This window comes from uncultured Campylobacter sp., assembly GCF_938045225.1.
Taxonomy (GTDB): domain Bacteria; phylum Campylobacterota; class Campylobacteria; order Campylobacterales; family Campylobacteraceae; genus Campylobacter_A.
This window is the reverse complement of record NZ_CALINL010000018.1, coordinates 1-1887: the sequence shown is the minus strand read 5'-3', so window position 1 is coordinate 1887 and position 1887 is coordinate 1. Positions and strand designations below refer to the sequence as shown.

At 33.5% G+C, this 1887-nt stretch carries 3 protein-coding genes; all 3 read left to right on the top strand.

Translation table 11 applies throughout. The features are described 5' to 3' along the window. Positions 1 to 76 precede the first annotated feature (76 nt). Genes Q0200_RS01420 through Q0200_RS01410 form a run of 3 tightly spaced genes read left to right on the top strand, consistent with a single transcriptional unit; the run spans position 77 to position 1787 of the window. The gene (locus tag Q0200_RS01420; RefSeq protein ID WP_366118080.1) at positions 77 to 892 is read left to right on the top strand and encodes a GTPase; all 816 of its coding nucleotides are present in this window, start codon (positions 77 to 79) and stop codon (positions 890 to 892) included. Positions 893 to 901: 9 nt separating this feature from the next. Beyond that, entirely contained in the window at positions 902 to 1219 is a 318-nt protein-coding gene (locus Q0200_RS01415; RefSeq protein ID WP_297936904.1) for a hypothetical protein, read from the top strand. After that, a complete protein-coding gene (locus tag Q0200_RS01410) occupies positions 1206 to 1787 on the top strand; it encodes a hypothetical protein (protein ID WP_297936902.1) in 582 nt (193 codons plus the stop codon). Before Q0200_RS01415 ends, Q0200_RS01410 begins: the two co-directional genes overlap by 14 nt. Positions 1788 to 1887: the final 100 nt, after the last annotated feature.

The window sequence follows — 1887 nt, the reverse complement described above, 5'->3', positions numbered from 1 at the left end:
GACTATTTTTTAAAAAATATACTTTTTATTTTTTATTTTTGCTATAATCAAAATGATCTTTTAATGAGGAAATACCCTGGAAAACAAATACAAGCTGAAATGGCTTTATAAGTTTGCAAATAGGCTTGAAACCGGGCTTAATGCGAACCCAAACGTAGTATGTATCGGTTTATATAATCATGGAAAGAGCTCTCTTTTAAACGCCTTAACGCAAAACTATGATAATGCCTTGTTTAAAGTAGCAGATAAAAGAGAAACTACGGAAAACAAAAGTTATGAATTCAATGGCATTGTTTATACCGATACGCCAGGACTTAATGCTGTAATCCAAGACGATGAGTTGGCCTTTGAGGCAGTCATTAGCTCGGACGTAAATATATTTGTTCATTCGCAAAATGACGGCGAACTTAGCAAAAAAGAGGTGGAATACTTGCAAAATCTGGTTTCTAAGTATTGTACGGCACAGATGCTTATTGGCAAGACGGTATTTGTAATGAATCACATTGAGTCTTTAAACGATGAGGAGATAAAAAAAGCTAAACAAAGATTTGTTCAGCAGATAAAAGAGGTATTCGGTTTAGACCCTATTTTACTTACCGCAAAAACCGTTAGCTACATAAAAGCTATGCGAGAAAATAAAGCCGTTTTGGCAAAACAAAGCGGAGTCGAAGAGATAAAAGAACAGGTATTGAAGCTTTGTAAAGACGAGGTTGTAAAATATAGACGCAAAAAACGTTTATCATTGGTTTATAGCGAGATTATAAATTTGCTTCAGCAAAAAATTGAAGAAACTGCAAAAGCTATAGACGATGAAAAAGCTAGAAGTCAAAAAATATGGTCTGAAATCAATCAAATGATCCAAAACATAAATAGCATAAAGTCAAAAAATTAAAGGTTTGAAGTGTATTATACAATTATTGCACGTATTTTAATGGAAATTTCAAAAGAATTGTTTCCATCAAAGCCCAGATCGCCCAATATTAAAGGTTTTGCAGAAGAACAAAGAGAAAGAGAAGAGGCAGAAGAAAAGAAAAGGCAAATAGATGCTCAGCTATATAAAGATAGAGAAATAGAACGTATACAGAATAAATACGATATAGAAATTTCTCCTGATGGCTTAGGCTTTGAAAATAGGGTCTTAAAAAGTTTAGAAGAAAAAAATAAAGAGATTAGAAACGAAATCAAAAGATTGCAGGAGTTAAAAAATGCACTCGAATGAAATTATGTATAAATTTTACAATGAGCTAGATAGAATAGAGGTTATAAATTCTAGTTTAGATAATAAAAGGCAAATTTTAAGTGGATTTGTTGATGAGTTAAAAAAAGATCTATCCAATATTACTTTAGATGATGATTTAAGAAAAACAAATGAAGAGCTATCTAAAATGTTTGATAAAATAGTCTCCCGTAGCAAAGATAGTATAGAGGACTGGGAAGATAAATTTAAACAAATGCTAGCTCAAGAGAAATTTAGAAGTGACTTGGCAAACCACTTTATCGTAATGATATTTGGTAGAGTAAAAGCTGGCAAAAGCTATCTTGGAAATTTTATAGCAAAGCATAGAGCCGAAGGGCAAAAGGCGGAATTTTTTAGATACGACGAGGCCGGGCAAGAGGAAAAAATAACTAAACTAGAAGAGCTTGATGAGGAGGAATTTAAAACAAATAATCTTGAATGCACTAGCTCAATACAAGGCTTTAAGCTAAGCGGACTTGCATGGATAGACACTCCAGGGCTTGGTTCAATGACTGCAGAAAACGGCAAACTAGCCAAAGAATATATTTAAGCCGCCGACTATGTACTTTATCCTAGCTCATCTGGGGCGCCGTTTCAGAGAGACGAGATCGAGGAGTTGGGTAAAATTTTTGATATGAACAAAAAAGTAA